We start from the raw sequence: 6,752 nt of genomic DNA, 5'->3' as shown, positions 1-6,752 counted from the left end.
CGCTGGCCAAGGCTGAACGACAAACTGGGCGAGTGTTTTGCCCCGCGCGCGGCCAATCTGTTCGACCCCAGACGCGTCAAATGGCCACGCAACATCCACGTCATCGAGGACCTGTCCGAACACTCCGCCTTTGGCCAGTTGTGGGAAAAGCTGCGCGACGAGGACCAACTCGTCAGCGACCGCAGTCCGGCAACTCTGCGCTGGTATTGCGCGGGCCCCGACCGCTACATGCCGCCGCTTGTGCTCGGCTACCACGACGAGAGCGGACTGGTCGCCTATGCCTTGGCACAGCTGTCCAAGACCCGATCCATCGACGCGCCGGTGCTCGAAATCCTCGATATCGCCTGGCTGTCCGGGGCTCCTGCAACGGCGGTTCCGTCTCTGGTCCGCGCCATCGAACAGGCCGGGTACAAGATGGGGGCCGTAAAGGTACGCCTCCCCGTCGTCTCCGCGCCGCTGTTGGAGGCACTGGGCGCAAAGCGGCGCAGCGCCCACACCGAGGGCGGCTGGGGCCACGCCTTCGTCAGCGCGGGTGCGTCGGATCACTGCGACGACTGGCTCCCCACCGCCTTTGACGGCAGCGACGGCTTTACCCTGCGCCAGCCACCGCGAAGGTCACGGAAAGCCTAAAACTTGCGCTTGCCGCTGACGGTTTCGAAGAACAGGCGGAAATCCCCCATCAGGCTCCAGAGGGGATATTTGAAGGTCGCCGGACGGTTCTTCTCGAAGAAGAAGTGGCCTATCCATGCAAAGCCATACCCCACCAGCGGCATGGCCAGCAGCCACCACGCATTGCGCGTCACCAGAAACGCGACAAAGGCCGCGATCACCAATCCCGTGCCGATCACATGGATACGGCGGCAGACCCGATTGGAGTGCTCGTGGATGTAATAGGGATAGAAGGCCTCGAACGATGCGTAACGCTCGCCGTTTGCAGGTTGGGTCATAAAGAAAATGCCTCCGGAAGCGATCCGGAGGCACCTTCATATATCAACGGTTAAGCGTCAATCAGTCGAAACGCTTGGCCTTGCGTGGAGCGGCCTTGCCGGCGAACGCAGGCTTGCCTGCACCGCCCTTGTAGCCACCGCCAGCCGGCTTACCGGCGAAACCGCCCGGAGCCTTGGGACGGAACGGCTTAGCACCGCGGTCCGGACGATCACCGCCTTCGCGCGGCTTGAACTCGCCACGTTCCTGACGCGGACCACGGTCCGAACGCTCGCCACGGTCGTTGTCACCGAACGGCTTGCGCTTGAACGGCGGACGACCACCATCGCGGGCACCGCCACGATCACCGAAGTTACGGTCGCGGCTACCCTTGAACATGCCCGCATGCGGCGCATCCGAAGGCGTGATGTTCGCCTCTTCGGTGTTCATCTGGGCCAGCTTCTTGAAGGCTTCCACGTGCGTGTTGGCGATCTCGAAACGGGTCTCTTCCGGGAAGGTCTTGATCGAACCGATCTGCTGCTTGGTGATGCCACCGATGCGGCAGATCATCGGGATCAGCCATTTCGGATCGGCATTACGGTTGCGACCGATGTCCATGCGGAACCAGCTGCACTCGTCCGACGACAGACGGTCAAATGCGAAAGACGGCTCGAAAGCTTCACCTTCACGGCGCGGCTTGCGTTGCGGGCCTTCACCCGGATCGCTCAGGTTCGCCGGGGTCGGCAGGTTCTTGCGCAGCATGTTGACGACAGCCGCTGCCAGTTGGTCCGGCGTACGCTCGGAAACCATTTGCGCAATCAGTTCTGCATCGCTAGCAGCCGGTTCTTGCGTGAAGATCGGCGCAGCCAGCAGGCGCTGTTCGTCCTTGACCAGGATTTCTTCTGCAGTCGGAGCGCCCGACCATACAGCTTCAACGCCGGCCGAGTTCAGCAGCATTTCAGCCTTACGACGACGCGAGTGCGGAACCAGCAGAACCGAGACACCCTTCTTACCCGCACGGCCGGTACGGCCCGAACGGTGAAGCATAGTGGCCTTGTTGATCGGCAGTTCGGCGTGAACGACCAGACCCAGATCCGGCAGGTCCAGACCGCGAGCAGCAACGTCGGTGGCGACGCAGACGCGGGCACGGCCGTCACGCAGCGCTTGCAGCGCTTCGTTACGCTCGCGCTGGCCCATTTCACCCGACAGGGCGACCGAGGCGAAACCACGCTCAAGCAGGGCAGCTTGCAGGTTATTCACGCTAGCGCGGGTCGAGCAGAAGACCAGAACGCTCGGCGCTTCGAAGTAACGCAGAACGTTAACAACAGCGCTTTCGATCTGCTGCGGGATAATGCGCATGGCGCGGTATTCGATATCGTTGTGCGGCTGGCTGCGGTCGACGGTGTCGATACGCACAGCGTCTTTCTGATAGCGCTTGGCCAGAACAGCGATGTCGCGGGCGATGGTCGCCGAGAACAGCAGGGTACGACGGTTTTCCGGAGCCTGCTCGAGGATGTACTCGAGGTCTTCACGGAAGCCCATGTCGAGCATTTCATCGGCTTCGTCGAGGACGATGACGCGAGCGGCCGACAGGTCCAGAGCACCACGGTCGATGTGGTCCTTCAGACGACCCGGCGTACCGACCACGATGTGCGTGCCGAAGCTGAGGGCGCGGGCTTCCTTGCGGGAATCCATGCCACCGACGCAGGTGGTGATCTTGGCACCGGCTTCACCGTAGAGCCAGGTCAGCTCTGCGGCGACCTGCAGGGCCAGTTCGCGGGTTGGAGCAATAGCAAGCATCAGCGGAGCGCCGGCTTGACCGAGGTTCTCTTCGCCGTCGAAGAGAGTAGAGGCAGCGGCCAGACCAAAGGCTACGGTTTTACCCGAACCCGTCTGAGCCGATACCAGCAGATCTGCATCCCCATGCCCGACTTCCAACACGGCAGCCTGAACCGAAGTCGGTTCAGCGTACCCTTTCTTGGAGAGAGCGCGGTCTAACGCAGGATGAACGGCTGGAAATGGCATGGATATACGATCTAAATAGAACTTGGTGCGGCCTAGAACGACCGCGCCCGGCCAAGGACGAGTTCCTCAAGCCGGGCGAACGGGCGTCTCTATACACGAAACAAGGCTACGGTGGGGCGAAATCGGTGTTCACCATCTTCCTTCATTCCCCATTGGCCCAAAGCGTGGCAATCTAGCCCCAGTCGCCCACCCCCATGGGCGCAGTCGGGAACAGTTCGATGCTGCAATCTCTGCCCACGACCACCGTCGCGCCTCAGGCCGCCGTCGACCGCTTTGAAGCCATCGCCCGCAAGACCGTGGTGGCCCCGCTGCAGAATGCCCAGACCGGATCGGTCGAAGCCGCCGCCGCCCGCACCCAGCTTGCAGCCAGCCTCTCCGTCACCCGCACGGCGGACGCCATGATGGGCACCCTGCTCGACACCAAGGCCTGAGCCTGTTCGCGCCAGACGCGTAACGAAGTCTTGCGTCGCCACCGCACCAGGCAAGTGATAACGTCGTTTTCCTATCCGGCCCGCCGAACGAGGCCGGACGAATGGGAGATACGACGTGCCCAAGATGATTTTCGTCAATCTGCCGGTCACGGATTTGGCGCGCTCGACGACCTTTTACGAGGCTGTAGGCGCAACCCGAAACCCGATGTTCTCGGACGACACAGCCTCCGGCATGGTGTTCTCCGACACCATCCACGCCATGCTGCTCACCCACGACAAGTGGCGAACCTTCACTGACCGCACCATCCCTGACGCCCATGCCTCCGCGCAGGTTTTGATCTGCCTGTCCGAAGACAGCCGCGAGGGCGTGGACCGTGTGGTCGATACCGCAGGCCGCTCCGGTGGTACCGCCGACCCCAACCCCAAGGTCGAATACCCCTTCATGTACAGCCGCAGCTTTGCGGACCCCGATGGCCACATCTGGGAGATTATGTGGATGGACCCTGCCGCCGCGCCGCCCACGCCCGATCAAGCTTGAGGTCACATCATGTCGCTCGATCTATCCGTCACCCGTTTCATCAAGGCGACCCCCGAACAGGTCTGGGATGCCTATGTGAACCACGCGCCCGAATGGTTCACTCCTCGTCCATGGATCACCCCCATCGTCGATTACCAGCTTCATCCGGGTGGCCGCGCCAATGTCGTGATGCAATCGCCCGAGGGCGAACAGCACGCCTATAACGGCGTTGTTCTGGAGGTCGAACCGGCCCGCAAGCTGGTGACCACCGGCGCTATAACCGAGGGATGGCATCCGCAGTCCGGATCGATGAATTTCATCCGCATCGACACCTTCGAGCCGGAAGACCAAGGCACCCGATTTACCTCCTGCGCTCGCCACTGGGAGCAATCCGCCGCCGATCAGCATAAAGCGATGGGATTCCACGAGGGCTGGGGCACGGTGGCCGATCAACTGGCCGAGGTTGCAGAGCGCCTCGCTACAGAAGGATAGAGCCCATGCCGGAGAAGCTCATCACCTGCATTTGGTACGACATTGGTCAAGCCAAGGCCGCCGCCGAATTCTACATGTCGCTCGGCTTGCCCGAAAGCCGGATCGAACAGGTCCTGAACAGCCCCACGGACAACCCGTCCGTCAAAGCAGGCGAGGAACTGCTGGTCACCTTCACCCTGTGCGGTCGCGGCTTCGCAGGATTGAATGGCGGCCCCGCCTTCCCCCAGACCGAGGCGGTCTCCATCATGGCCGTGACCGAAGATCAGGCCGAGACCGACCGCCTGTGGAATGCCATCGTCGGAAACGGCGGCACCGAGAGCGCCTGCGGATGGTGCAAGGATCGCTGGGGCGTGAACTGGCAGATCACCCCGCGCTTCTTGCTGGACGCCCTGTCCGATACCAACGCAGCGCGCGCAAAGGCCGTGGTCGAAGCCATGAACACCATGGGCCGGATCGATATCGCGGCTCTGAAGACCGCTGCATCCGCCGTATGAAAGGAACCGAAATGCCCTACCTCAGCATCATGGCCGCGCCCGTCAAAACATCTGACAAGGACGCCTATCTCGAACACGCCCGCACGACGTGGCCCGCATTCCAGCGCCACGGTGCCACGGCCATGAGCGAGAACTGGGGCGTGGACATTCCCGATGGCAAGCTGACCAGCTTCCCCATGTCGGTGAAACTCGAGGCAGACGAGGCCATCGTCGTGTCGTGGATCGTATGGCCGGACAAAGCCACATGCGACGCGGCATGGCAGAACCTCGAAAAGGAACCCGAGATGGCCATGATGGAAATGCCGTTCGATGGTCGCCGCATGATCTTCGGCGGGTTCGAGACCATTCTCGAAGGCTAAAGAAAAAGGCGGCCCATAAGAGCCGCCTTTTAAAATCTATTGCCCCATCAGGATGCGGCGCATGTCCGCCACATCCTTAAACAAATAGGCCGGATTATGCTTGGCCAGCGCTTCGGGGAGCGTATAGCCCCACGACACGGCACCGGCTCTCATGCCAATCGGCTTGGCCGCATCGATGTCGCGGATTTCGTCGCCGACGCTGACCGCGTCCTTGGCATCCACGCCCATGGCCTTGAGCACTTTTTTGAACTTGGCCGTCTTGCCGTGGATCGACGCGCCGCAGTTCAGCATATCGACCTCGATACCCTCGCGCTGGAGCACCTGACGCACGGACTCGGTCGTGTCCGAACTGACGATGACCACCTTGATACCGGCAGCGCGCAGATCACGCAGCAGGTCTGGAATGCCATCGAACAACTGGGTCGTCGCCGCCGCCTTCAGCTTTTCGCGGCGCGTATGGCGCACGATAGCCGGAAGCTTCCACGGACGGACCTTCATCCTGGTCATCACCTGACGGGCCGACAGGCCGCGCATGGCTTCAACTTCGTCGGGTCCCGGCTTGTACAGGCGGAACCGCGCGATGGCGTCGTCCAGAATCGACAGGAACCATCCATAGGTGTCTGCCAGCGTTCCGTCGAAATCAAAGATGACCAGTTTAGGCGTCGTCATGCGCGTCCTTGATCAGGCGAAGATACAAAGGGCGGTGTTCCCCACACCGCCCTTGCCGTGATCCGGCTTAGCTGTCGAGGAAGGAACGCAGCTTACGCGACCGCGACGGGTGCTTCAGCTTGCGAAGAGCCTTCGCTTCGATCTGACGGATACGCTCACGGGTAACCGAGAACTGCTGGCCGACTTCTTCCAGCGTGTGGTCGGTGTTCATGCCGATGCCGAAACGCATACGCAGAACACGCTCTTCACGCGGGGTCAGCGAGGCCAGAACGCGCGTGGTGGTTTCACGCAGGTTCGACTGGATGGCCGCATCGATCGGCAGGACAGCGTTCTTGTCCTCGATGAAATCGCCGAGGTGCGAGTCTTCTTCGTCACCGATAGGCGTTTCCAGCGAGATCGGCTCCTTGGCGATCTTCAGGACCTTGCGGACCTTCTCCAGCGGCATGGCCAGACGTTCGGCCAGCTCTTCCGGCGTCGCTTCACGACCGATTTCATGCAGCATCTGGCGCTGGGTACGGACGATCTTGTTGATCGTCTCGATCATGTGCACCGGAATACGGATGGTACGCGCCTGGTCGGCGATCGAGCGGGTGATCGCCTGACGGATCCACCACGTCGCATAGGTCGAGAACTTGTAACCGCGACGGTATTCGAACTTGTCGACGGCCTTCATCAGACCGATGTTGCCTTCCTGGATCAGGTCCAGGAACTGCAGGCCACGGTTGGTGTATTTCTTGGCGATCGAGATAACCAGACGCAGGTTGGCCTCGACCATTTCCTTCTTGGCCTGACGGGCTTCGCGCTCGCCCTTCTGGACCATCTGGACGATACGGCGATAGTC

Annotated in this window: 9 protein-coding genes and 1 pseudogene; 6 read left to right on the top strand and 4 right to left on the bottom strand. The window is 61.7% G+C overall.

Annotated elements, in window-relative coordinates; all coding sequences use genetic code 11:
• Positions 1–630: pseudogene (locus OB03_RS09725) on the top strand (hypothetical protein); the annotation flags it as partial.
• On the opposite strand, the gene OB03_RS09720 reads toward OB03_RS09725, so the two are convergent.
• Positions 627–947, bottom strand: coding sequence for an Mpo1-like protein (locus OB03_RS09720; protein ID WP_461344008.1), 321 nt, complete (start codon positions 945–947; stop codon positions 627–629). The pseudogene OB03_RS09725 and the gene OB03_RS09720 overlap by 4 nt on opposite strands.
• Before the next feature lie 61 nt (positions 948–1,008).
• Positions 1,009–2,949: a DEAD/DEAH box helicase gene (locus tag OB03_RS09715; protein ID WP_242914563.1), complete on the bottom strand. Its 1,941-nt coding sequence runs from the start codon at positions 2,947–2,949 to the stop codon at positions 1,009–1,011.
• 218 nt (positions 2,950–3,167) lie between these two features.
• Between OB03_RS09715 and OB03_RS09710 the strand changes: the two genes are divergently transcribed.
• From OB03_RS09710 to OB03_RS09690, 5 genes are all read left to right on the top strand, one after another.
• Positions 3,168–3,380, top strand: a complete 213-nt coding sequence (locus tag OB03_RS09710; RefSeq protein ID WP_461344007.1) for a flagellar hook protein FlgE — start codon at positions 3,168–3,170, stop codon at positions 3,378–3,380.
• A gap of 124 nt (positions 3,381–3,504) precedes the next feature.
• Positions 3,505–3,918: a VOC family protein gene (locus OB03_RS09705; protein ID WP_461344009.1), complete on the top strand. Its 414-nt coding sequence runs from the start codon at positions 3,505–3,507 to the stop codon at positions 3,916–3,918.
• A 9-nt stretch (positions 3,919–3,927) separates the two neighbouring features.
• Positions 3,928–4,389, top strand: a complete 462-nt coding sequence (locus OB03_RS09700; protein WP_461344006.1) for an SRPBCC domain-containing protein — start codon at positions 3,928–3,930, stop codon at positions 4,387–4,389.
• Positions 4,390–4,394: 5 nt separating this feature from the next.
• On the top strand, positions 4,395–4,883 hold the full coding sequence (locus OB03_RS09695) for a VOC family protein (RefSeq protein ID WP_461344005.1): 489 nt from the start codon (positions 4,395–4,397) through the stop codon (positions 4,881–4,883).
• Complete coding sequence (locus OB03_RS09690; RefSeq protein WP_242914556.1) at positions 4,880–5,242, top strand: DUF1428 domain-containing protein; 363 nt, start codon at positions 4,880–4,882, stop codon at positions 5,240–5,242. The genes OB03_RS09695 and OB03_RS09690 overlap by 4 nt, the downstream gene beginning before the upstream one ends.
• 36 nt (positions 5,243–5,278) lie before the next feature.
• Here OB03_RS09690 and OB03_RS09685 read toward each other — a convergent pair whose 3' ends face one another.
• Both OB03_RS09685 and rpoD read right to left on the bottom strand, forming a co-directional pair.
• A complete protein-coding gene (locus tag OB03_RS09685; protein ID WP_461344004.1) occupies positions 5,279–5,911 on the bottom strand; it encodes an HAD-IA family hydrolase in 633 nt (210 codons plus the stop codon).
• 67 nt (positions 5,912–5,978) lie between these two features.
• On the bottom strand, positions 5,979–6,752 hold a 774-nt coding region (gene rpoD, locus OB03_RS09680), incomplete at its 5' end, for an RNA polymerase sigma factor RpoD (protein ID WP_461344003.1).

It is taken from the genome of Brevundimonas sp. GN22 (genome assembly GCF_054824005.1).
The sequence above is the reverse complement of the archived record's forward strand: the minus strand, read 5'-3'. Positions and strand labels throughout refer to the sequence as shown.